Raw genomic sequence first — 25,730 nt, 5'->3', positions numbered from 1 at the left:
TCGTTATATCAGTATCTGGCGGCAGAATTCCTTACAGGTCTTTACTTCTTTTACGGGAGTGGACCAGGGAGCTACCGCATATTCGAGTTCAATATCACAATAGATCGGCAATTTCTGATCCCGTATGAGGTGAAGGACTTCGGCGAGTGGTGTTTCCCCCTGTCCCCATACCTGGTTGGCATCCCTTTGTGTGGCGTTGGTGGAACCGGTTTTGTCTTTGAGGTGGAGGCTCGCGATTCGGGTATGGTATTTACGGATGAAATCAGCAGGATTCAACCCCGTGGAACCGAAATAATGGCCTACATCAAAATTCAACCGGTTTGCGGAGGAGTAGGAAAGAAGCTTATCCACATCAAAGCCCCGTTCTGCATATTGGGAGTGATTATGAAGTATGGCGAACATGCCGTTCTTTTCTGCCGCCGGTCCTAACAATCTGGCATTTTTTTCGTTCAGTTCAGCCGTGATACCGATAGCCCCGAGCGCCTTGGCCACCTTGAATGAATAGTCGAGCTCCTCTTCGGTTTCTCCGGCAGTCCATTTATAGATGTGGATATTCACTCCGGCATCGTTGAATTTCTTACGGAGTTGAGTATATGCTTCTATGGTACCGTGTGTTTTCCTCCATTCTTTCAATTCATTGTTGTATTGAGTGATGGCACGCTTTTCCTGGTCGGTGATCGGGTTTTCCTGGGTGGGACGGCGTTGTACGGGATACTTCGGTGCACCGAGATAGTCCTCCACACCTGTACCCATTAATTCTACAGAACTTAAGCCGGCTTCAATACAAGCGTTAAGCGTTGCTTCCAATCCTCCTCGCAGGTCCCTGAAACTGTAAGTGATCGCACCAATCTGTACACCGGCGAATTGAGAGTCGGGAAGCTGGTCAGATATATTACCGGTATTTACCCGATTGGAGTTGCTTCCGTAAGTAAGAACGGAAGGAAATAGTGCTCCTGTGCCAATCACAGCAGTAGTACCAAGAAATTGTCTTCTTGATAATTTGTGGGAAGTCTCTTTTTCGTTTTTCATACGACTAAAATTATTTATATTCAATGGTGTCGTATGGAACTCGCTTTTAGTCATGTTCTTGAGTGAGAACAGTTGTCATGCTCGTTTCATACGATTATTTTTTTATTTTATCATTTTGAGATTAATTCTGTAGGATCTGATTTTTAGCGAGTAATATCTGTTTCAGTTGATCATAGGGGATATCCTGTATATTGACCTTCTGGTCAATGGCTAATACCGCTGCCGCCGCTGCCGATTGCCCGAGGATCATGAATACCGGTTCCATCCTGATCGAGCCGAAAGCGATATGACTGGATGAAAGGCAAACCGGTACGAGCAGGTTTGTACATTCTTCTTTCCGGGGAACGATTGAACCATAAGATATCTTATAAGGTTTATCGGGATGTACGCCGATATCTCCTTCATTCTGTACATATCTCTCTGCAGTGACATGACGTTGCACATTATGGGAGTCCATGGTATAGGATCCCATTCCCACCGGATCCGCTACCTGAACCTTTCCGAGGACTTCGTTTTCGGTAGTGACATAGCTGCCGATCATCCTTCGTGCTTCACGGATATACAACTGATGGGGCCAGTTGCCATTATCGGCAAATTCATCCTTCGCAAGTCCCCAGGTTCGCATCCTGTTCCTCACCTCTTCAGGTACTCGTTCATCGCTCGAAACAAAGTAAAGTAACCCTTTTTGGTAGTTTGTATGCTCTTCAATTATCTCTTTGCGCCGTGCGTAGGATGCTTGTGGATAGTCATAATTCATTCCTATATAATCGGTACTGAAAGGGCCGTGATTGTTCGTATCTGTCTTTTTATTGGGGATAATATCATATTTTGAAAACCATTCGTTCCAGCCTGATTCAAAAACCCGGGCAAGAAGCTCATAATCGGCAGGGTCATATCCTTCCGGTTTTTCGAAAGGGACCCTGTTCTCGGGATGATTGCTCATGCATAACCTGAAGCAATAGGCCTGTATCTTATTGTCACCTGTGCAATTGGGTTCTATCGGTTCGTTGGATATAAAAGGAAGAAGGCCGCTGGAAGAATCCCCAGGAATCGTATAGGGATCGATAGGGGTTTTGAAATAGTGTCCGTGATGGAATATGCCAGCCTGTACACCGTTCCACTTCTCATTATATTGTGAACAAGGTTCCCTTCCTACCGTGTAGGTGACACCGGCAGACGCCATCAGGTCACCTTCATAAGTAGCATCGATAAACATCTTTCCCTTGTATTTCTTACCGGAAAGGGTGGTAATAGACATGATCTTATGATTGTCAACCTCAACTCCCGACTCCCTGTCGAGCCATTCATCCCTGTAAACCGGAATTTTATTCTCACGGATAAGATCTTCAAATATTTTTTCAGCCACATGGGGTTCGAAAACCCACATTGTCCTGTTTTCACCGTCCATCGCCACAGTACCTTGTCCCTTATTACCGTACTCTGATTTCTTTTGCCATTTCCATGAAGTGGAGTCGTTATAGTGGAGCCATACCCGATGATAAAAATCACGTGCGAGCCCACCGATGGCGGAGGTATTGCCTGAATCGGTAAATCCCAATCCTCCGGAGGTCAGTCCTCCCAAATGTTTATCAGGACAAACAATGATCACACTTTTTCCGGATCGGGCTATCTCTACCGCTGAAATTACGGCTGCCGAAGTGCCCCCGTAAATAACTACGTCAGCGTTTACTCCATCTCTATGGCAGGATACAAAAGAAAAAGAGGCAGAGAGCAGGAGTAAGACTAACTTAGCTGTCATTCTTAGGGTTGATTGACATGCAGTGTGTTTTATTCCTGAATGGAAGGGATGATATACCTTTTTCAGTGAGGGCTTGTATGTAAAGGGAGCATACATGGAATAAATCTTTTGGTGTTTTTTGATTTATTAAAAATCAAAAATACAAAAAAAAATAATAACCAGGTAAATTGGTTATTATTTAACAGCCGATTATCTTTTTATAAAGATGGCTATAGGTCTGGAATATTATTCTGCTCCCCCTCCCAATGCACGGTATAAATTGACTGAATACTGCAATTGCTCGAGTTTGTCGCTGACTTCGCTGAGTTGTGCTGAGAGATAGTTCTGTTCTGCCATAAGCACTTCGGTATAATTGGCTTCATTGGCGATCAGTAACTCTTTCGTATATTCTACCGCTTTTTGTGTGGAGATAATTTGTTCCTGGCGTATACTGTTCTTCCTGATGGATGATTCATAAGAGAAGAGGATATCCGAGATTTCCTGCCCCGCCCTTAGGACACTGTTCCTGAAAGAGATCAGGGCTGCCTCCTGTTGAGCCTTTGCAATTTTCAGGTTTCCTTTCAATTGCCCTCTGTTGAAGATGGGTTGGGTTAATCCCCCGATCACATTGGCCAGTAGATTCTCCCTGCTGAAAAAACCGGTGAAGCCCGGTGCTGCGAGACCTATCATCGAACCTGCATTCAACGTGACGGAGGGGTAAAAACTGGCCTGTGCCGCATTCGTCAATTCGAAAGCAGAACGGAAGTCCATTTCTGCCTGCATCACATCGGGACGTCTTGCCAGTAACTGTGCGGGGACACCTGTTTCCAACTTCACGGGGACAGTCTGTGCATTGAATGACGACCGTTCGATGGTCCCCGGTTTGCGTCCAAGCATCACGGAAATTCCGTTTTCCAACTGACGGATGGCACTTTCAAGATCATAAGTGCTCAGTTTTGTCCTTAACATCAAGGCACGGCTTTGTTCTACGGCGGCCTCATTTACATTTTGTATCCACGCTTCCTTTAACGACATCATCGTCTCCACGTTTTTCTCCAGTATCTTGACCGTTTCCGTAGTGATGCGCAGTTGTTCGTCGAGTGCCAGTAAAGAGTAATAAGAAGTGGCGATATTGGCGATGAGAGAACTCTGGATGAGATTCCTGTAAGAATGGCTTTTCAGGAACAGTGCATATTTCGATTTTGATTGCCGGTTGAGTTTTCCCCACAGGTCCAGTTCCCATGATGCGGCAATTCCTAATGTGACGTTGTTTGAGTTATAACCCAATGTTTTATTGGCGTCGCTCCTTGTCGTATTCGTCACCTGTCCTGTGAGTGATACCGTGGGGAAATAGGCTGCACGTGCCATGTTCAGAATTGCTTCAGCCTGACGGATGCCGGTTACCGCCACCTGTAAATCAGCATTGTTCTGTAGACCCTCTTCGATCAATCCAATCAGATATTCGTCCGTAAAATACTCTCTCCAGGGGATATCGGCAATGGTGGTTGTGTCGTCGGAATGACTCTCTCTGTATAGGCCCGACGTATCTATTTCCGGTGTTTGGTATCGGTTCAGCACCTGACAGGAGGATAATCCCAAAAATAGAAAGATGATCCCGGTGAAAATTGGCAGTAATATATTTTTATTTCTGTTCATCGATTGATTTGTTTATAGTGTCATCACTTATGTTCACTATGCCCGATTTTGCGAATTTGTCATGCATTGTCTGGAAGATGATGTAAAGTGAAGGAATAATCAATACCCCCAGTACTGTTCCGATCAACATACCTCCAATAGCGCTGATACCGATGGATCGGTTTCCGATAGAACCGGCTCCGGTAGCGAAAAACAGCGGTGTCAGACCGGCAATGAATGCGAACGAGGTCATCAGGATGGGACGCAAACGGGCGACAGCACCCTTGACGGCAGCCTCCACGATGTTCATACCCTGTTTTCGCCGCTGGATGGCAAATTCCACAATCAGGATGGCGTTTTTAGCCAGCAAACCGATCAGCATGATAAGCGAGATTTGGACGTATATATTGTTTGTAATACCTTGTGTCACGCCGAATAGTTTCAGGAAGATAAATACGCCTGCCAGACCTACCGGGAGCGAGAAGATAACGGCAAGGGGTATGATATAGCTTTCATAAAGGGCACAAAGGAGGAGATAAACGAATATCAAGCATATCAGGAAGATAAGCAATGTCTGGTTACCGCTGCTGACCTCCTCACGGGTCATCCCGGTATATTCGAATCCATATCCTACCGGTAGCTCATCCGTTCCCATCCGGTCGACAAGATTGATCACATCCCCGGTGCTGTATCCTTCACTGAAGTTGGGAATAATAGTTACGTCCATCGAGGTGTACATATTATAGCGGGTATAGGACTGTGGTCCGGAAAAGTCGGTTATTGTCAGATATTCAGTGATAGGTGACATTTCGCCTGACGCCGTCCTTACAAAGAGAGCATTCAGGTTATCCATGTTCTTGCGATATTCCGGTGAAGCCTGTATAATCACACGGTAGGGTTTTCCGTACAACGTGAAGTTGGAGGTGTACATACTACCGATATACATTTGCAAGGTGGATAAGATATCGCTCATTTGTAAGCCCGATTCCTTCACTTTGGCCACATCCACATCGATTTGTTTTTGCGGGAAATTGGGGTTGAACGTAGTATAAGCGGTCAGGATCTGATCCGTAGCCTGTAACTTGCCCAAGAAATCCTGTGTGACATGGAAGAAATCGTAGATATTCCCCCCTGTCCTGTCCTGCATCTTTAACTCTACACCGCTACTCAAGCCAAATCCTCTCAGGGTAGGAGAACTAAAGACCGTAAACGAAGCCCCGATAATAGAACTTGTTTTTTGTGTTAAGACAGTGACGATATCGGACGCGGTTCGCTTGCGTTCTTCCCAGGGCGTCAGCTTGATGATGAGTGTGCCGTAAGGACTGCCCAGACCACTCATAAAGTTGACACCGCTGATACTTGAAATATGTGCCACTTCCGGAATCTCTTTTGCAATTTCATATGCATGATGTACCATCGAGTCGGTCCTCTCCAGCGATGATCCCGGCGGCAGGGTGATCATACAAAGCACCGATCCGCTATCCTCCTGGGGTACAAACCCTGTGGGGGTAGTCTTCATCAATAGGAAAAGCGCCAAACTGAATACCCCGATCATTACTGCGGTTATCCAGCGATGATTTTTCTTCCCCAGGAAATGCAGCGTTTTCTCATACTGATCGGTCAGTTTCTGGAACCACTTGTTGAACCATGCCGTAAAACGCTTGAATATATTTTTCTTTTCTTCTGCCTCTTCCGTGTGGGGTGAGGTAAGCAACAGGGCGCTCAACGAGGGGCTTAATGTAAGTGCGTTGATTGCCGAAATAAAAATGGCGACTGCTAGCGTCAAACCGAATTGTTTGTAAAAGACACCGCTCGTCCCGCCGATAAAGCTGACCGGAATGAATACCGATGCCATCACCAACGTAATGGATATAATGGCCGGGGCTATCTCTTTCAGTGTCAGCAAAGTTGCTTCTTTCGCATTTTTGGCTCCCTTCTCCAATTGCGCATGTACCGCCTCTACCACTACTATGGCGTCGTCCACCACAATACCGATGGCAAGGATAAGGGCGAACAGCGTCAACAGGTTGATGGAAAAGCCCATCATCCATAACACGAAGAAAGTACCTATAATGGCTACCGGGACAGCTATGGCAGGTATCAAAGTAGACCGGAAACTTTGCAGAAAGACAAAGACAACCAGGAATACAAGGATGAAAGCCTCAAAGAAAGTCGAGACGACCTTGGAGATGGAAGCATCCAAAAATTCGCTGGCGTCCGACATATAGACGAACTTAAAGCCCGGAGGGAACGTCTTTGAAGCTTCGTCGAGCGTCGCTTTTATATTATTGATCAGTTCGGTGGCATTGGAGCCAGCGATCTGGCTTACCTGCATCACCACCGAAGGGGTGCCGTCGGTTGCCGACATTACCGCGTAAAACAGGGCACCCAATTCAACATCTGCCACATCACCCAAACGGAGTATGTGCCCGTCCTGGGAGCGGATAATGATATCCTTGAATTCTTCTACCGATTTTAATCTTCCCGTATATTGCAGTGAATATTCAAATGACTGGTCGCTGTTTTGCCCGATTGAACCCGGGGCTGCTTCCACATTCTGGTCGTTTAAGGCTGCCTGCACTTCAGAAGGAGTAAGATTGTAGGAAGCCATAAGGTTAGGATTGAGCCAGATACGCATCGAGTATGTTTTTGCACCCATTACGCTGGCATCTCCCACACCCATCACGCGCTTTACCTGCGGAAGGATATTGATATCGGTATAGTTCTGGATAAACGCCTGGTCGTGATCCGGATTGGTCGACGACAAGGAGATGGTCAACACGTTGCCGCTCTGCTGCTTCGCAACACTCACTCCTGACCGGGTAACTTCCGCCGGAAGAAGGGATGTTGCCTGGCTTACCCTGTTCTGTACCATTACGGCGGCGATATCCTGATTAACCCCCGGCTCAAAATATACGGTGATACTTCCGGAACCACTGTTCGTGGCAGTAGAAGTCATATAGGTCATTCCTTCCACACCGTTGATCTGCTCTTCCAACGGTATGATCACGCTGTTCATCACCACTTCCGCGCTTGCCCCGCTGTAATTGGCCGACACGCGTATGGTGGGAGGGGAAATGTTGGGATATTGTTCTACCGGAAGTGTGACCAGGCCTATTATCCCCAGCACGACTATAAGAATCGAAATGACGGTGGCAAGCACCGGTCTTTCTACAAATATTTTCAGCATATTATTGTTGTTCAATTACTATTTTTCGCGCATTGCCCAATGTGGCTATTCCGTCCACTACAATCCTGTCTCCTCCCGACAAACCTGAGGTTACGGCGTAATGTTTACCATCGGGTAACGGAAGCACCGAGATGATGGTCTGCACGGTGGAATCGTTTTGATTGGCCGCATCTCTGACCACTTTGTAGAGTACCACCTTATCCTGTTGGGAAAAAGTGGCCTTTTGTGGTATGACGAAAACATCATTCAACTCTCTGGGGATAGATATTCTTCCGCTGGCACCGCTTCTCAGCATACCATCCTTATTGGGAAAATTCGCGCGGAGGGTCACCGAACCTGTGCGGGAATTTACAATACCGGAGATGGCTGTTATCTTCCCTTTTTCGGGATAGACGCTGCCATTTGCCAAAAGGAGAGTGGCCTCGGGGATATTGTTTATTTTTTCAGCCTGGGTTTCTCCTTCAAGAGTCTCCAATAATGATGCCAGTGCCTTTTCGTTCAGCGAAAAATAAGCATATGCCGTGTGGGTCTTTGAAATGGTGGTTAATGTGGTTGCATTGGTCACCATATTTCCGCTGCGGTAGGGAATGGAGCCGACTATACCGTCGATCGGGCTGGTAACAGTGGTCCAGCCGGAAGTGGCCCTTGACGCTTTTAACGCTACCTCCGCTTCATTGTGTGCTGCCTCTGCCGCAGTATAGGCATTCTCGTAGGTTTGGAGTTGTACACTGCTGACGATATTCTTTTCGGCAAGAGGACGGATGCGCTCCACATTTAACCGGGCCGTGTTGAGGTTGGCGTTTGCTCTCTCCAACGCTGATTTTGCTGAAGCCAGATCTTGTTCAGACGTAGGGGAATTAATCGAAAACAGTGCCTGCCCCTTTTTTACGACAGTACCCTCTTCGATATAGACCTTGTCGATATATCCATTCACACGGGGTTTAATCTCAGCATCTTCTTCCCCTTTCAATGTAACGGGAAATACCGATTCCAGTACCGCTGTTTGCCGTGTGAGCTCCTGTACGGGATAAACCCGTGCGGGAGGCATGTTACCTTCATTTTTTGATTTGTTTCCACAGGCAGTGGTGAATAGTATTGCCAGAAATGCCGATGAAAGGAGATAGGTGTTTTTTTTAATTTTACAATTCATAAATAAGTAACGATTTCACATCGCATGAAGTGATGAATAACCTAAATTCTAAAAAAGATGAATAGGGGAATAGATCTCCTAATCCCTTTTAGCAGCACAAAAAAAGGTATAATTTTTTGGTTTAGCAAAAAAAATCGACGAATCGCCTATAATATTCGATGAATAATTGGTTTTAATATGTAGGTTACGCCAAAAATTGGGCTGCCTGCGAAAAAACGTTTGTAAATGCGCTGTTCAGAGATCCAATATCCTTTGTATTGTGAGGAAAAGGATTTTCATGTGTATAATCGAACGGGAAATCGAGTAACCGGATAGTCGATTCCGCATTCTTTTCACCCAATGCCTCCAATACGCCGTGATAAGGAATCACCATATCATTGGACAAGGCGATCCCCCTGATCCTTTCTTTGAGACTGCCGAATAGTTTCTCACGTTCGGGCCGGAACCTCTCGGGAGTGATCATCTGAAGGAAAGCATTGAAAGCGTTATCCCGTTCCCATACTGGAGTAGCCTCATATCCAAAATGATGGATGTAATATTGCTGTAGCTTCTCGAAGGCCGGTTTGTCCAGGATGCTTCTGGAAATGCCGAACATCGAACGGAAAATGCTTCCTCCGCAGAACATAAATAGCCTGGAATCCGAATAAAGTCCTTTTTGATTAGCCATTAGTGCGACCTGTGACAGAAAAGCACCGATAGAGTAGGCAAAGATATCAATCTTTGTGGCATCTTTGAAAAGAGGATGGATTCCGTTTTTTATCTCTTCGAACAGTACCGTCAAGTCTGCCCAGGTCTGTCTTCCGGACAGGTAAAACCGTTCTGGGCTTTGGCTGATACGGTCGCTCAGTGCTACGTTGGCGTAACTGATAGTACGATCGTCGGTATATTTTTCTTTGCGGAAATTCAGCAGGTTGACCAGACTGCGGGGATTCGACCATGTCACCGGTGCACGGTTTATATGAAAGGCGATAGGGAAAAGAATGATCGGCTTGCCGGTATGGAGACATAAAAATTCTGCCCAGGGGAGGTATTTATTCCAATTCCGTTCGTTTAACCCATGTAAGAGCAGGATCGCTTCCCCCTGTTTAGATTTACCCGAAGGCGTGAAAACCGGGTATTCAAATGTGAAATTCTCGGATATGTTGCTATCCCTATCTTGTAATGTACCACCCTTCTCATCACCCGAAAGACTGTGGAAACGGAAGAAACGTATGTCAATGTTCGTCTCTTCCAGCCGGCTGTCTATTCCCTGCCTGAAGCTGTTGTTCAGTGCAGTATAGCGTTCGTCGTATTTTGTCATAATGCACTTTTTTCAGCAAAAAAAGAGGCTTTTCATCTTGTTTGCAAATCGAAGGGAAAAGTGCAACGAAAATGGGACGGAATCGCATATATGGGGTGAAATCGTCTATTCAGGGGTGAAAAAAAGAGTGGAAAATCGGATTATTTTGGTTAATCCTCAATAAAAATTTACTTTTGTACCGGATGGAAATTTAAATTCATGGTACGATGGACGAAAAGATTCCTGCATATTTGTATGAAAAGAAAAACAGTATAAAGACGATTGTTTTTACCGCTCTTTTTGCCTTGCTGTTTATCAATCTTTTTCAACCGTTCGGATCCCGTGACTGGTATCCCGATGTATCCGACATCAAGTATTTTGCTTTTTCCAGCCTGATTATCCTGACCGGTATGCTGGTAGTGGTAATCAGCCGGGTGATTCTCACGGCTTACTCTAAAAGGAGAGATATTTTATATTGGCAATATGCTTTGTGGATAGTGTGCGAGATCATAGCGATGGCTATCTTCTACACCCTCTTCGCAAAATTCTTCCCCAAAGACGGGATCGAGAGGGATATCTCCGAAATTTTCCGGCAGAGCCTTATCAATACGGCATTGGTATTGCTTTTACCTTACGCCATCACCTGGCTCTATTTCTCCTGGAAGGAGAAAAGCACGCTTCTGGAGCATATCGAGCAGGAAAAATCTGCCGAAGTCCGTGCCAAAATATTAATCGCCTTCCCCGATGAGAAGGGTGATCTGAAAATATCGGTGATGTTGGAAAATCTGCTCTTTATCGAATCTGCCGATAATTATGCCACCATCTACTACCTGAATAAATCGGGTGTGTCGCAATTCCTTTTACGTAACTCGCTGAAATGGATGGAGGAACATCTTACAAAAGATACTCCTTTAGTCCGTTGTCACCGCTCTTATATCGTCAATATGGACAAGGTGAAGATATTGAAAAAGATAAAAGGGGGTATCGTCCTGGAACTGGATGAGGAGCGTACTCCCGATATCCCTGTCTCCAGGACCTATTACGAATCATTTATGCATAAATTCTCGCATTATTCGATGTGAATGGGGTTTGCAGCCCAATTCTTATTGGGATATTTTCCCATCGTAAACTCAATCAGATCCGCATTGATCAGCTCCTGATGGCCTATCCATGAGTTATTCCATGCTTTACCATCGATTTTCATCGACTGGATGTATTTATTTTCAATGGAATAGTTCCTGCAAGTCAATTTTACTTTCTTATTTCCCAAATCGATGATGGTTGTTTCAAACATCGGACTACCGATAACATATATTGGTGATCCCGGTGTTACAGGGTAGAATCCCATCATGGAAAAGACAACAAAGCCCGACAATCCGCCTCCGTCTTCATCTCCGGGGACACCCATCAAATCGTTCCGGAACCATTGATCGATAAGTGTATGGATCCTTTTCTGCGTTTTCCACGGATGACCGGCATAATTGTACAGGTAGGGAATATGAAGGGATGGCTCGTTGGCCATGGAGAATTGACCGACATTTCCAGTATGATCAGGGATTTGGGAATAAAAATCATACTTCGATTTGCCTAACGAAGTATTATACATATCGTCCAGCGCATTGGAGAAAGCGTCCTCTCCTCCCATCAGTTCGACGAGATCGGGCACATTATGGGGCACATCCCAACGGTAGACCCATCCGTTGTTCTCTGAGTATGCGTTTCTTGCTCCTATCCCTCCGGAATACCTGTAATCGAAAGGGTGTATGAAATTACCACTACTGTCTTTGGGATGGAAGAATTTGGTTTCAGGATTGAATATTTTCCTGTAATTTTTACTACGCGCTAAAAAGTAGTCTGCCTCCTCTTTTTTGTTCAGTGCTTTTGCCAATTGGCCTAGGCACCATTCATCATATACGGTGCCCAAAGTAACCGCTACCGGTTGCCGTCTCTCGAACGAATGTACTTCAGGTACGGTCTCTTCTTCTTCCACACCCAATGCCGGGAAGTATCCTTCCCTTTTATAAAATTGGTCCAATATCCCGGCTTTCTTGGAGGACCAGGGAGCCAGTGTTTTTTCAGTAATTGCTTTCTTGCTTGCGAGATATCCTTTCTCCAAATCGAATCCTTTCAGTCCTTTGACATGGGCGTCAAGAATAGTTGCCACGCCATGGTTGGAATTCATTCTCCTGCTGTCTCCCGTGATTTCGGGGAAGGTAGGCAGCCACATGTTCTCCATCTGCTCCGCCATTCTGATGAAAGAGAGCACCATATCGCTTTCCATCCGGGGTTCTATCAGGATCCGCAATGGGTGAACGGCCCTGTAGGTATCCCATATCCAGTCGTCATTATAAAAGGCACGTCCCTCATCACTATGTACTTTCCCATCGAAAGGGCTAAAATAGTTGCCATCTTCCGATATATTTACCATCCTCTCATAAGTACGGTAGAGCGAGGTGTAGAAGATTACTTTTCTCTCTTCATCACCTGTAACGGACAATTTACTTAACTTTTCATTCCATATATTCCTGCCTGCTTCAGCTATCTGATCCACATTGAACGTTTTTATTTCTCTTCTCAGATTTTTCTCTGCTTGTTCCCGGCTGATCAGGGATATGCCATACCTCACCACCACCTTACTCTTGGCAGGAAACCTGAATGCGATCGTTTTTTCTCTTTCACGTTCAGAGGGTATTACTTCACTTTTCAGTGGCTTGGCATCGGTTTCCAGATAGATATAAATTTTGGTAGGAGAACCCCCCAATTCCTGATAACCGGAGATATTTCCCCCATCTGCGGACAGTTCGCCATTAGAAGAGCTCAGTACCAGATAGAAATCTTTGTCCGCATTGGGTGCTATTTCATAAATTGCCGATTGATGGGAAGGTGCGAAACGCACATGTACATTGGCTTCATCCAGGTCTACCTCGTAATAATAGGGTTTGATGATCTCATTGTCGTAGGTGTAATACTTGTTTGATTTTAAGCTTTCACCTTCGTATTGGATACTTAATCCGAATACCGACCGGCCCCTGTGGCTCGATATCATGACAGGTAACCCCAATATCCTGTTGGAGGTATAGTCGCCTCTTTCGGGATATACCCTTAAGAGACTGTTGGGAAGATGTACCGTCGGATAGGTCGGTACCAGCAGGTGACTGATATTGCCCATATAAGGATTCACATAGTCGACAGGTTGTTTGTGGGTTGACTGGGCAAAAGAGGACAAACCGGCAAGAAGGAGAATGGAAAGCAATAAATATTTTATATTACACATAAAACTTATTTTTATATTGACTAAACCAATAAAAAGGATTCTATCACAAAGGAAAGCAATCTCTTCTGTTTTATCAATAGTATAGAGTGATTTTTTCCGGATACCAGACAAGGAAAATGGAATGATTGTATGATAACCCAGGTGCTAAAAAAACGGCGAATCTATTATTAAATCATTAATTTAGTATTACTTTTGCAGTAGCAGCAGGTCGGTTTGTCGCTACGACATTCTTGTCGTGGAGGAAAGTCCGGGCAACACAGAGCGCCATACTTCCTAACGGGAAGCTGTCTGTGAGGGCAGATAAGCGTAACAGAAAATGACCGCCACGGCCGGAGCCGGGGTAAGGGTGAAAAGGTGAGGTAAGAGCTCACCGGGTGCTGCAGTAATGTGGTGCGCCGTACGCATTATGGGTTGCAAGGCCATGTATATCGGATTTTTAGGGTTGCTCGCCCGATGCCGAGGGGTAGGCCGCTAAAGGTGAGTGGTGACACTTTGCCGTAGATAAATGACAAACATTCCGATTTATCGGAATACAGAACCCGGCTTACAGACCGGCTGCTTTTTTATAAAAAAAGATCATGGCGAGAAAAAGGAAAAGATACGAACCGGAAGAAGAACGGCCCGGGAGGCTTGAGCAGTTAAGGATCAGAATCAAGGATCTGATCCATTTCCTCTCATATGATATCTGGCGCCAAAATCCGGAGACGCTCTCCGGCAAGAAGAATATTCTTTATGATGCCATAAAGACGATCATCCTCACCGTCAGGAATGTGCAGGAACTGGATATTGCGGCTAGCGCCCGTTCACTTACCTATCGAACTCTTCTCTCCATTGTACCGTTAATGGCTATCATCTTTGCCATTGCCCGCGGGTTTGGCATTGAGAATATCATGGAAAGCAGTATCTTCAACTTCATGTTGGGCAACAGGCCCGCCGAAGAGGTTGTGGTTGCCGCTCCGGGTCCCGGATCCGATATTACCCCAACCATCGTTCCGGAAATAAGGAATGTGGATACAATCTACAGGGCGGATGAGACTATAGTAACATCGATGCCTCCTTCTCCTGAAATATCTGCCGAAGAAGTGTCGGCAGAGGGTCGGACACGAGAATTTCTCGACCTTTTATTCGGTATCATCGACAATTCTCTTGAAGAGGCGAAAGGAGGAGGTGTCTTTGCGGGGATAGGTATCCTGCTGTTCCTCTATACTATCCTTGTCCTTTTTAACGATATCGAAGGGAATCTGAATAAGATATGGCAAATCCGCAAAGGAAGAGCTATCGGGCGCAAAATGACCGATTATACGGCCATGGTGCTCTTTATGCCTATATTCTTTATCTTGGTCAATGCGTTGAACATTTTAAGCTATCCGCAAAACGATACGCTTAAGATTATTTATATACTCTATCCCTTTATCCCGCGCTTGCTTGATATTGTACCCTTTGTGGTGATGATACTCCTATTCACGTCGCTTTATAAGTTCCTGCCCAATACAAAAGTGAAGTTCCTGAATGCTTTGATAGCAGGAATTGTTGCAGGAACAGCATTTCAGTTTTTCCAGATGCTCTACCTGAGCGGACAGATGTGGATTACCCGCTATAACGCCATCTATGGTACTTTTGCAGCTATTCCTCTCATGTTATTGTGGATCCAGATGTCATGGTTTATCGTGCTGATCGGCGCAGAGGTCTCCTATGCGGCGCAGAACGTACGAAAGTTCTCATTTGAAAAGGAGACACGAAATATCAGCCGCCGTTACAGGGATTTCTTCACATTGATGATCGCATCGGAAATCGTACAACGTTTTGCAGATGAAAAGCCACCGCTCACAGCAGATCAGGTATCTGTCAGATGTAAGGTGCCCGGACGGCTTACCAATGACATCCTCGATCAGTTGGTTGAATTGAAAATTATTTCGGTGACCCCTTCTGATGTGGATGAGCGTGTACCGGCTTTTCAACCCGCGATTGATATCAACGTGATAACCGTAGGCCGTCTGGTTTCCGAATTGGACAAGCAGGGATCCGAAGACTTCATGATTGATATCGACGGGGATTTCCAGGAGCATTGGGAAGCGTTAATGAATACGCGTGAGGGGTTGCTCAATGGAAACAGCACTCTCCTGCTGAAAGATCTATAAACTGTCTTAACCGGAAGAAAAATAAAATGATTATCTTTGCATGTTATAGCAATATAATACTTTTCCAGTAGACCACATGAGTTTTATCAGTTCCATAGAAAGTGTCGGAGAATATGCACTGTTGTTGAAGAAAGTGCTTACTATCCCGGATAAGATGAGTGAATTCATGAAGGAATTCATGAAAGGTGTCTTCTTCTTAGGTGTGAATTCCATCTGGATCGTGGTAATTATCTCTTTCTTCATAGGAGCCGTTATCGTATTGCAGATCGGGTTGAACATCGATTCGCCGATGTTGCCGCGGTTCACGGTTGGTGCGGTTTCGCGAGAGATCATCCTGCTGGAGTTTTCATCTACCATCATGTGTCTTATCCTGGCCGGTAAGGTTGGCTCTAACATAGCTTCGGAAATAGGTACGATGCGTATTACCGAGCAGATTGACGCGTTGGATATTATGGGTGTCAATTCGGCCAATTATTTGATACTCCCCAAGATTGCATCATTCGTGGCTTTTATGCCGGTATTGGTAGTCTTTAGTATGTTCATGGGCCTGGTAGGCGGTTACATCATCTGTCAGGTGCTGGGAATTCCATCGGTGGATACTTATGTGTATGGTATCCAGGCTTTTTTCAGGGAGTCGCTTATATGGTATTCTATTGTGAAATCGATGATGTTTGGTTTTATTATCGCGTCGGTGGCCGCTTATTTTGGCTATAATGCGAAAGGAGGAGCATTGGAAGTAGGACAGGCCAGCACCAACTCGGTGGTGATCAATAGCGTGTTGATACTGGTATGGGATTTGGTTTTCACACAGTTGGCCCTGGGATAAAAGAAATGCCGTTATGATAGAAGTGAAGAATCTGAGGAAGGAATTTGACGGTGAAGTTGTCCTTGATAATATCAATGCTGCTTTCCAAACCGGGATGGTCAATATGATCATCGGTAAGAGCGGTTCGGGAAAGACTGTCATGTTGAAATGTCTGGTTGGTTTGATCTCACCTACTTCTGGTGAGATACGTTATGACGGGAGAAATTTTATCGGACTAAAATCAAGAGAGTTAAGACGTCTTCGCCGCGATATAGGAATGCTCTTTCAGGGAGCAGCACTCTTTGATTCAAGGACAGTACTTGAGAATGTGATGTTTCCTCTTGATATGTTTTCAAGGAAGAACAAGAGGGAACGTAAAAAACGGGCTGAGTTCTGTCTGGAGAGAGTGGAGTTGTTGGATGCAGCCCACCTTTATCCTTCGGAAATCAGTGGTGGCATGAAGAAGCGTGCGGCCATCGCGAGAGCCATCTCTTTGAATCCGAAATATCTTTTTTGTGACGAGCCTAATTCCGGCCTTGATCCGAAGACCTCGCAACTTATCGATGAGTTGATCTATGACCTGACAAAAGATTTCTCGATGACTACCATCGTGGTCTCACACGATATGAATTCGGTGATCAATATAGGTGATAAAGTGATCTTCATCAATGAAGGAGTCAAGGAGTGGGAGGGGAATAAATCGGAAGTGATGGGCACGGATAATGAAAAACTGAACGATTTTGTCTTTGCTTCCGACCTTTTCAAAAAGATCAAAGAGGCCGAAGAGGAGAAGGGGTAAGAACAATTTCACGGACAACGTTGTTACTGTTCAGTAGTTATTCAGTGGTAATTCGATAGTAATTTGGTAGTTATTGAGTGGTAATTCGGTTGTGATTCAGTTGCATTACGTGCGAAGCACGAATAACAGCGAAGCTGAATAACACGAGTGGAGCGAGTGAATAACAATAGAATAACGTGATCGAAACGAGCAAATAATAATAAACAATATACAATATGTTAAAGATAAAGAACCTGCATGCAGTAGTCGAAGAGCAGGAGATACTGAAAGGGATCGATCTGGAAGTGAATGCCGGAGAAGTACATGCGGTCATGGGACCGAACGGATCCGGGAAGAGCACTCTGGCTTCTGTGTTAGCAGGTAACCCGAAATTTGAAGTTACACGAGGAAGTATTCTCTTTAAAGGGAATGAATTGCTGGAGATGGAACCCGAAGACCGGGCCCGCGAGGGAATATTTTTAAGCTTTCAATATCCGGTGGAGATCCCCGGGGTGAGTATGGTTAATTTCATGCGAGCTGCGGTCAATGAGCAACGAAAATACAGGAATGAGGAACCGATTTCAGCCACTGACTTTTTGAAGTTGATGCGCGATAAACGTGAACTGTTGGGTATAGATAGCCAGTTAGTGAGCCGTTCTGTGAATGAGGGTTTCTCCGGAGGTGAAAAGAAAAAGAACGAGATATTTCAGATGGCGATGCTTAATCCACTGTTATCCATCCTCGATGAAACAGACTCCGGACTGGATATCGATGCACTGAGAGTGGTCGCTGCCGGAGTGAATAAGTTGCAGACCAGAGAGAATGCAACGATCCTTATCACTCACTATCAACGTCTGTTGGAATATATAAGACCCGATTTCGTGCATGTCCTCTATGCCGGTAAAATTATCAAATCGGGTGGACCGGAACTCGCTCTGGAACTCGAAAAGAAAGGATACGACTGGCTGATAAGGCCGTAACCCCTGAATAAAATGATTGAACAACAATATATAGATCTGTTTGAGCAGTATCGCGGTGAACTGGATGTTAATTCCTCGGAAGAAATGAACAGGTACCGTGATGCAGCTTTCGACATATTTAAACAGAAAGGATTTCCTTCTTCCAAGCTGGAAGAATATAAACATTCAAATATCGTACGTGCTTTTGATGCTGACCTGGGGTTGAACCTGCGGAATATTCCCGTTCCGGTCAATCCTTATGATACTTTCAAGTGTGATGTTCCCAACCTTTCTACGCATACCTACTTTCTGATCAATGACAGGTATTACGATAAAGTAGAACAAACGGAGGGATTGCCCGCCGATGTTTTCGTAGGTAGTCTGCAGCAGTTTTCCAAAGAGTATCCTGCTCAGTTCGATGCCAATTACGCCAGGATTGCCGATATGGCTGATAACGGGGTGGTGGCTTATAATACCATGTTCGCCCCGGACGGTTTTGTGGTGTATGTGCCGGAAAATGTGGTGGTAGAAAAACCGTTGCAGTTAATCAATATTTTGCGTGGGGGTGTAGACCTGAACGTAAACAGGCGGATACTGATTATCGCGGAAGAAAATGCGCAGGTGAAGGTGCTGGTCTGTGATCATGCCGTCGACGATGTACATTTTGTAGTGACACAAGTGACCGAAATCTCTGCTGCCGCATCGGCTCAGGTGGATTTCTACGAACTTGAGGAAAATTCGGAGAAGGTGACACGGTTGAGCAACTTCTTCAGTGAGCAAAAGGAGAAATCCAAGGTGATTGCCTGCGGAATCACGCTTCACAACGGATATACACGTAATAACTACCGCTTCCGGCTTTTGGGCGAACATGCCGAGGCCCATGCCGGGGGCTTGGCTATCTGCGATAAAACGCAACATATCGATAACTTTGCTTTTCTCGATCATGCAGTACCCAACTGTACCAGCAATGAGCTCTTTAAGAATGTATTGAAAGATAAGTCAACCGGCGTATTCTGCGGGAAAATATTAGTGGAGAAAGATGCGCAGAAAACCCAGGCATACCAAACCAATCGTAACCTGGTATCGTCGGACAAAGCGCAGATGTTTTCCAAACCGCAGCTTGAAATTTATGCTGATGATGTAAAATGTTCCCATGGTCTTACTACCGGACAACTCGATGAAGATGCCCTGTTCTATATGCGTGCAAGAGGTATCGACAAGGAAGAAGCCCGTCTGTTACTTATGGTGGCATTCACTCGGGACGTGGTGGATATGATTCGTATTCCGGTCTTACAGGATCGGATGGTTTCCCTCATCGACAAGCGTTTCCGTGGACAATTGATGCGTTGTGGAAATTGTGAAGGATGTAAATAATTCGGCTTTGCCGTTATTCAGTGGTTATTCAGCTTCGCTGTTGTTCGCTTCGCGTTATTCAATAGTTATTCATTCACTTCGTTCATGTTATTCGATAGTAACTACCGGACAACAATCGAATAACAACTGAACAACAACCGAATAATTACTGAACAACAATCGAATAACAACCGAATAATTACTGAAATCCAACTGGAACTCAATTGAAAAATCTCGAAATAAGTAAAATACGTGCCGATTTCCCGATACTTTCGCGAGAGGTATACGGGAAACCGTTGGTCTATTTCGATAATGCTGCTACTACACAGAAGCCGCAGTGCGTAATGGATAAGATCAACGAGATGTATACCACTGTGAATGCCAACGTGCACAGGGGAGTACATTTTCTTAGCCAGGCGGCGACCGATGAACATGAAGCTTCACGTAGGAGGGTGCAGGAATTTATCAATGCGGCTTCTCCTAATGAGATCGTTTTTACCCGTGGTGCCACGGAGTCGATCAATTTAGTAGCATCATCGTTCTGTCGGAAATTCTGTAGCGAAGGTGACGAGTTGTTGATCACTGCCATGGAACACCATTCCAATATTGTTCCCTGGCAATTGCAATGCGACTATTGGGGCCTGAAGCTGGTTGTGGTGCCAATCAATATGGAAGGTGAATTGCTCCTGGATGAACTGGAGAAAAAAATTACTTCCCGCACTAAAATGATAGCCGTCGCCCATATCTCGAATGTACTGGGAACGGTCAACCCGATCGATCAAATCGTGGAGATAGCGCATCGACATAATATCCCCGTACTGATCGATGCTGCACAAAGTGTACAACATCGCAAAGTGGATGTGCAAGCAATCGATTGCGATTTTCTGGTTTTCTCCTCGCATAAGGTATATGGCCCGACCGGCGTGGGTGTATTGTATGGTAAGGAAAAATGGCTTGACGCCCTTCCTCCATACCAGGGAGGCGGGGAAATGATCTCTTCGGTCTCATTTCAAAAAACGACTTTCAACAGTCTGCCGTTCAAGTTTGAAGCAGGTACTCCCGATTTTGTGGGAACAGCGGCATTGGCCACTGCAATCGACTATGTCTCTTCTCTCGGATTGGAGAATATCGATCGTTATGAACATGAATTGTTGGTCTATGCTACCGATAAACTGCTCACCGTGCCGGGGTTGCGCATCTTGGGGAATGCAGGAAATAAAAGCAGTGTTATCTCTTTTCTGGTAGACGGTATTCACCCCTACGATATGGGTACCCTGCTCGATAAGATGGGGATCGCCGTACGTACCGGGCACCACTGTGCCGAGCCTCTGATGCGCGAACTGGGTGTGGAGGGTACTGTTCGGGCTTCTTTCGCTTTTTATAATACCGGGGAGGAAATCGATCTCCTGTTGAAAGGTATAAAGCGGATTGTGAAAATGTTTGGGATTTGAGATTTAGGATTTGAGATGTGTGAATGTAACAATTCAACCGTTCAATAATTTGATAAGAAACAGATAATCAAATAATCGTGCATAAATAGTATGCAGAAAGACCTTCGAAGCCAGGAAAGAAACGAAGACCATGCTTTATTTATTCTCTTAAAAAAGAGGGATAAAGAGGCTTTCTCCATGATATACCAGAAATATCATCGGTACCTCTATTCATTGGCACTGAAGTATCTTAAAAGCGTACAAATGGCGGAAGATACCGTACAACATGTATTCGTGAAACTGTGGGAGTCCACCTCGGATATCCAGATAGAGATTAACCTGAAAAATTATCTCTATACGATGACGAAGAACTATATCCTGAATATGATTCGGGATCACAAGGAGGCCGTCTCACTGAACTATGTCAATGCACAAATAGATCTTCCCGCGAATGAGGATATTGTAAGGGAGGTGGAAGAAAAGCAAATGTATGAAATGCTTTATAAATGTATAGAACAACTTCCGCCACAAAAAAAGGAGATCTGTATCCGAAAGCTGAAAACATCTGATAGCAACCAGGAGATAGCCGATAAGATGGGTATATCGGTACATACTGTGAAATCTCACTATCAGGAATCTTTACGGATATTACGATCCTATTTCCAGCAAATAAAAATATTATTATTGTAAAAAGAATGAATTGAACTCATTTCTTTTATCGGGATATGTGTCTATATAGAAAAGTGGGAGAGTGGGAAAGTGATAAAGTGGTAAGGAATGAGTTTTCAAAGTCTTGAATCTTGGTTCTTGACTCTAACGTCTTTATTTAATGCAATTATCGGATAAAAATATTATTCATAGGGTCATTGCCGAATCAGCATCGAAAGAGGAGGCGGCTGAAGTAGTCGATTGGTTCTCTTCTTCGATTGAGGGGCAACAATGCCTGTCTGATCTGCTCGATAAGGATGCTTATCTGATGGAGGGTGAGCCAAATATTGGCAGGTCATTCACTCCATTACAATCCGAAAAACTGTACAGAAAGATCGAGAGGATCATATCCCAAAGTCGGTTTAGGAGGGTTTTACTCAGAGTAGCAACTGTTCTTTTACCGTTACTGCTTATTTCAGGACTGGGCATCTACCTGAACAACCAAACCGATATTTTTTCTGAGACCACCTATTCAGAAGTATATGTTCCTAAAGGTGAAGATGCGCGGCTTTTTTTTCAGGATGGCACCGAAGTATACCTCAATGCCGACACTCGGATCCGTTATCCCAACAGGTTTGGTTTGAAGAAAAGGGAGGTCTATCTCGACGGGGAGGCTTATTTTAATGTGGTCTCCAATTCAAAACGTCCATTTATTGTACATGTACAGCATACCGAAACAGAAGTGGTTGGCACCTCTTTCAATGTGAGGGCCTATGGTAGCAGCAATACTATCGAGATAGTACTGGACAAAGGAAAGACCTTCTTTCATGTGCATCAAAGCAGTTATCCTATGTTGCCCGGACAGAAAATAGAATACGATAAATCAACCGGACGTACAACATTACGCAATCTGATTAACCCCTCTAATGCCTCATTGTGGAAGAAAAATATACTTCATTTCTATGACACTCCCCTTGCTGATGTGATAAAAGAACTGGAAAGAAGATATGATGTGAAATTTCAGGTACAAATGCCGGAAGCGTTGAATTATAGTTATACGCTTACTACAAAACAACCCGGGATTGAATATGTACTCAAGGAACTTCAAAAAATATCTCCGGTAAAATTTAAGATTGAAGGGGATAATATCTTCGTCTTCATTTGATTTTTTGAGATAAATCCTGTTGGCAACTGATTTATTTCGAGCCGTTCTACCCTTTTTATTCTTTGTTTTCATAATGTTTTGAGCCTTATGAGTTTTAATATATAACTTCCTTGTTATTCGGTAGAATTTTTTTATAAAAAAAGGACACCCTATATGTTGATTTATTATATAATTTGTTAATGATAGCGGCTAACTTTTTTTATGTAATCCATATATCTGTTTTATTTTAAGCCTAATTAATGATGATACACTTAGTTAAACGCATGAAATAAATATTGTCTATCTCAAATAAATAAAAAAAAATTGTCGTTTTTTTGACATTTCGAAAACAAATAGTACCTTTGCTGCACTTTTATAAGTAGTTATGGTTTTAAAGAATAGGCCATACTGTTATGTACACGAGTTGATAGATTGCGGTAGTCTTATGGTGAAAGATGTATATCTGTACCTTCGATTATTTGGGGTGGAGTCAGGTGTCGGAAAAATGAAATAAAAGTGCTCTTTTTGTGCAATTGGTATAGAGAGAGAATAGATATTGAATAAAAAATAAACACTAAATTAATGTGATAGCAATGAAAAAAATCCTTTCCTTCTTTTTTATGATGGCATTCATTGGAGGTAGTTTGCTATTGCCGGGGTGTGAAGTAGATTATTATGAACCTTCTGAAGATGATCAGGGAACCGGGTCGTCTCTGTTTGGAGAAGATGTTACTGTACCTTCCGGATTCGACTGGGCTACAACACATACAGTAAATGTAAGTGTGAAGGTAGATGATCAATATAATGGTAACTATTATTACACCGTTGAGTTATTTGACGCCAACCCTCTTTTTGATGAGAACGCCACTTTATTAAGCAAGGGGGTAGCCAAAAAGAACAACGATTTTTCTGTTGCCGTGGCGCTACCTCAAGCGATTGAAACGGTGTATGTGCAACAAACCAGTCCGACAGGAAAACAGGCGGTAAAAGTATTTCAGGTGTCCGACCATACTTCAATAGTTAATTTTGGGGGAATGTCTTCTTCCGCCTTAAAGAGTGCTACGGCCGATAGCCCATCCATGGTTTCTAATAACACACGGGCAACTACTTCTGGTTATGATATCCCTACGAGAGTATATTTAACCCCGGCAAATGCGATAGATATAACAGTCGTAACTGTTAATGAACTATCATCGGGTCAGTCTTACAAAATTCCTGCAGGAAAAACTTATGACAAAAATATTAATTTTGCATGGGGTGATGGAGCCGATCTTTATATTGAAGGTATATGGAATGCACCATCCGGTACAGATCTTAGACATTCCCGGCTGGTCATTCAGGATGGGGGTGAATTTAATCCTGGGGGTAATGTTTCCGGGAATAACTCCAGAATTGTAGTCGCATCTTCAGGTAAGTTTAACAAAGATGGTAAGGTTATTGATATTCTGAATAATAACATTTTTCAGATTGTCAATAATGGATTGTTTAAGGTCCGGGATATAAGTAATATACGGGGCTTTTATAACTACGGCGAAATGAATGTTACTCGTAATCTTTTCACTAACACAACAAATATCGTATTTGTGAATGAAAAAACCTTGACAGTAGGGGGGGATATTACATTAAAAGGTTCCAATAAATTACTCAACTATGATATATTAAATATAACAGGTGATCTGCTTTCTGATTCTGAGAATACGGAGATTCTGAATGAAAAGACCTTGACAGTGGGTGGGAAGGTTACATTAAATAAATACAACAAATTGTACAATCATCAAACAATGAGTGTTGGTAGTTTAGAGGTGAATACGAATAATGTTACTGTTGAAAGTAAAAGGTTAACCGTAGGGACTATTAAAGTGAACGGTTCCAACCATACCATAAACAATTCATGTCAGATTATTGCGAATGATATAATCCTGACAGGTGGTGAAAGCCATATATCAATTAACATAAGCCAGGGTTCTTTATTAAGGGCACAAACGGTTAGTACTGCAAATAGTAAAATTAATCTGGAATCTCATGCTATACTGGAAGTAAATCAGGAGTTGACGTTTACGAATAATGGTAGTTCTATTAACGGGCCTTCTACCGGAAATGAAGCGTTGGCAAGATTGAATAAAGTGACTGTAAGAAATTGGACACGCCCCTCTTATGGAGGATATATGGTGGTGGAATGTGCCAATCATTCTCCAAACGAAGATCCCACTCCTTATACTGTAGGAACAAATGTTACATTTGTGAGAGACGCTGCTAATTCCTCTCTTGACATTCCAGAAACCGATTGTAACGATGGAGGATATAGCACGCCGTCGGGATCTCCCTCCAATCCTGTTTTCCCGGTTTTCTTCGACGGAGTTTCGCTTACTTATCTGTTCGAGGACAATTGGCCTTATCTGGGCGATTATGATATGAACGACATGGTACTGGATGTGAAACCGGCATACAGCCAGAACTCATCCAATAAGGTGACTGAACTCAAATTGGACGTTACCTTACGGGCGGTTGGAGCTTCTAAAAGGTTGGCGGCAGGCGTGCAATTAGAAGGAATCGACCGGGGGATGATAAGCAGCGTTTCGAGAACCGGCAATGCTGGTGTGGATGGTGCTGTTTTCATCCAAAGTGGCGGACTCGAATCAGGGCAGACATACGCAGTAATTCCTTTTTTCGATGATGTGCATGCAGCATTGGGACATTCTTCACCTGTAATGACCAATACGATAAAAGGATCGAAAGATAATGTTCCTTCGACTCAGGTAAAATTTACCATTGTCTTTAATAGTCCCTTAGATCTGGCGAGCATCACTGTGGATAAATTCAATGTGTTTATCATCAATGCTGGCTATAAAGGTAAAAGGCAGGAAGTCCATATGCCCGGATTCCAACCTACCGATAAGGTGGATAAGAGTAAGTTTGGAAAGGCAGACGACAATTCGAACGTAAAACTGTACACTTCAAAAGAAAACATGATATGGGGATTGGCTATACCTGGTCCCGCCAAATATCCTGTGGAGTTTAAGTCCATCCTTCTTGCCTATCCCGACTTAGAGAGTTGGGCAACCAGTGGAGGAACTAATGCAAAAGACTGGTATAAAAATTTCAACGAAAATGTTTACAATTAATGATAGGATATAGAGATACTGTTGCAGAAGTTATAAACGGGAGATATCCCTATGCAAA

17 protein-coding genes and 1 other RNA gene are annotated in these 25,730 nt (G+C 44.0%); 11 read left to right on the top strand and 7 right to left on the bottom strand.

Annotated features, from left to right (window positions below; all coding sequences use genetic code 11):
- Positions 1-3: 3 nt before the first annotated feature.
- The 6 genes from VB073_RS00435 to VB073_RS00410 all read right to left on the bottom strand — a co-directional run bounded on the left by VB073_RS00435 (position 4) and on the right by VB073_RS00410 (position 10,042).
- Positions 4-1,029, bottom strand: coding sequence for a sugar phosphate isomerase/epimerase (locus VB073_RS00435; protein ID WP_323402160.1), 1,026 nt, complete (start codon positions 1,027-1,029; stop codon positions 4-6).
- A 121-nt stretch (positions 1,030-1,150) separates the two neighbouring features.
- Positions 1,151-2,788, bottom strand: a complete 1,638-nt coding sequence (locus tag VB073_RS00430) for an FAD-dependent oxidoreductase (RefSeq protein WP_323402159.1) — start codon at positions 2,786-2,788, stop codon at positions 1,151-1,153.
- A gap of 225 nt (positions 2,789-3,013) precedes the next feature.
- The gene (locus tag VB073_RS00425; protein ID WP_323402158.1) at positions 3,014-4,423 is read right to left on the bottom strand and encodes a TolC family protein; all 1,410 of its coding nucleotides are present in this window, start codon (positions 4,421-4,423) and stop codon (positions 3,014-3,016) included.
- The gene (locus VB073_RS00420) at positions 4,410-7,592 is read right to left on the bottom strand and encodes an efflux RND transporter permease subunit (protein WP_323402157.1); all 3,183 of its coding nucleotides are present in this window, start codon (positions 7,590-7,592) and stop codon (positions 4,410-4,412) included. The genes VB073_RS00425 and VB073_RS00420 overlap by 14 nt, the downstream gene beginning before the upstream one ends.
- Position 7,593: 1 nt before the next feature.
- Entirely contained in the window at positions 7,594-8,742 is a 1,149-nt protein-coding gene (locus tag VB073_RS00415; protein ID WP_323402156.1) for an efflux RND transporter periplasmic adaptor subunit, read from the bottom strand.
- A gap of 184 nt (positions 8,743-8,926) precedes the next feature.
- Positions 8,927-10,042: a DUF6051 family protein gene (locus VB073_RS00410; protein ID WP_323402155.1), complete on the bottom strand. Its 1,116-nt coding sequence runs from the start codon at positions 10,040-10,042 to the stop codon at positions 8,927-8,929.
- Between the two features lie 206 nt (positions 10,043-10,248).
- On the opposite strand from VB073_RS00410, the gene VB073_RS00405 reads away from it, so the two are divergent.
- Positions 10,249-11,103, top strand: coding sequence for a LytTR family DNA-binding domain-containing protein (locus tag VB073_RS00405; RefSeq protein ID WP_323402154.1), 855 nt, complete (start codon positions 10,249-10,251; stop codon positions 11,101-11,103).
- Here the strand turns inward: VB073_RS00405 and VB073_RS00400 are convergent.
- Positions 11,091-13,295, bottom strand: coding sequence for a GH92 family glycosyl hydrolase (locus tag VB073_RS00400; protein WP_323402153.1), 2,205 nt, complete (start codon positions 13,293-13,295; stop codon positions 11,091-11,093). The genes VB073_RS00405 and VB073_RS00400 overlap by 13 nt on opposite strands.
- A 200-nt stretch (positions 13,296-13,495) precedes the next feature.
- On the opposite strand from VB073_RS00400, the gene rnpB reads away from it, so the two are divergent.
- From rnpB to VB073_RS00350, 10 genes are all read left to right on the top strand, one after another.
- Positions 13,496-13,858: RNase P RNA component class A (gene rnpB, locus VB073_RS00395), an RNA gene on the top strand.
- Between the two features lie 15 nt (positions 13,859-13,873).
- The gene (locus tag VB073_RS00390; protein WP_323402152.1) at positions 13,874-15,433 is read left to right on the top strand and encodes a YihY/virulence factor BrkB family protein; all 1,560 of its coding nucleotides are present in this window, start codon (positions 13,874-13,876) and stop codon (positions 15,431-15,433) included.
- Between the two features lie 76 nt (positions 15,434-15,509).
- Positions 15,510-16,259, top strand: a complete 750-nt coding sequence (locus VB073_RS00385) for an ABC transporter permease (RefSeq protein WP_323402151.1) — start codon at positions 15,510-15,512, stop codon at positions 16,257-16,259.
- 13 nt (positions 16,260-16,272) lie between these two features.
- Positions 16,273-17,037, top strand: a complete 765-nt coding sequence (locus VB073_RS00380) for an ABC transporter ATP-binding protein (protein WP_323402150.1) — start codon at positions 16,273-16,275, stop codon at positions 17,035-17,037.
- A gap of 215 nt (positions 17,038-17,252) precedes the next feature.
- Entirely contained in the window at positions 17,253-17,996 is a 744-nt protein-coding gene (sufC, locus tag VB073_RS00375) for a Fe-S cluster assembly ATPase SufC (RefSeq protein WP_323402149.1), read from the top strand.
- A 12-nt stretch (positions 17,997-18,008) separates the two neighbouring features.
- On the top strand, positions 18,009-19,349 hold the full coding sequence (sufD, locus tag VB073_RS00370; protein WP_323402148.1) for a Fe-S cluster assembly protein SufD: 1,341 nt from the start codon (positions 18,009-18,011) through the stop codon (positions 19,347-19,349).
- Between the two features lie 203 nt (positions 19,350-19,552).
- Positions 19,553-20,779, top strand: a complete 1,227-nt coding sequence (locus VB073_RS00365; RefSeq protein WP_323402147.1) for a cysteine desulfurase — start codon at positions 19,553-19,555, stop codon at positions 20,777-20,779.
- 90 nt (positions 20,780-20,869) lie between these two features.
- The gene (locus tag VB073_RS00360) at positions 20,870-21,448 is read left to right on the top strand and encodes an RNA polymerase sigma-70 factor (protein ID WP_323402146.1); all 579 of its coding nucleotides are present in this window, start codon (positions 20,870-20,872) and stop codon (positions 21,446-21,448) included.
- A gap of 139 nt (positions 21,449-21,587) precedes the next feature.
- Positions 21,588-22,571 (top strand): FecR family protein, encoded by a 984-nt coding sequence (locus VB073_RS00355; RefSeq protein WP_323402145.1) that lies wholly within the window; start codon positions 21,588-21,590, stop codon positions 22,569-22,571.
- A 572-nt stretch (positions 22,572-23,143) separates the two neighbouring features.
- Entirely contained in the window at positions 23,144-25,672 is a 2,529-nt protein-coding gene (locus tag VB073_RS00350; RefSeq protein ID WP_323402144.1) for an LruC domain-containing protein, read from the top strand.
- Positions 25,673-25,730 lie beyond the last annotated feature (58 nt).

This window comes from Proteiniphilum sp. (assembly GCF_034927365.1).
Classification (GTDB): domain Bacteria; phylum Bacteroidota; class Bacteroidia; order Bacteroidales; family Dysgonomonadaceae; genus Proteiniphilum.
The sequence above is the reverse complement of the archived record's forward strand: the minus strand, read 5'-3'. Positions and strand labels throughout refer to the sequence as shown.